At 55.4% G+C, this 242-nt stretch carries 1 pseudogene; it reads left to right on the top strand.

The window, feature by feature from the left end:
- Positions 1–125 precede the first annotated feature (125 nt).
- A pseudogene (locus EOD29_RS37725) lies at positions 126–242 on the top strand (glutathione S-transferase); the annotation flags it as partial.

Here is a 242-nt window from a genome sequence, read left to right as displayed (position 1 = left end):
CGCCCGCGTCGCGTCCGACCATCTGCCGATCAAGGCGCTTGTGGATCTGAAACCAGCAGCAGTTTGAAGTACGGAGCCGACGCGCGGGCTTAAGCGGCCGAATGTTCCCTTGGAAGGAGCTTTTCATGCCTGACTTCAAACTCCATTGCTTCGCTCTCTCGGGGAATTGTTACAAGGTCGCACTCTTCTTTGCTCTTGCCGGCATCAAGTGGGAAAGCATTTTCGTTGATTATCTGGGCGGC

It is taken from the genome of Mesorhizobium sp. M1A.T.Ca.IN.004.03.1.1 (assembly GCF_003997555.1).
Lineage (GTDB): Bacteria > Pseudomonadota > Alphaproteobacteria > Rhizobiales > Rhizobiaceae > Mesorhizobium.
Note: the sequence above shows the minus strand (reverse complement) of the source record. Positions and strands in the feature narration are given on the sequence as shown.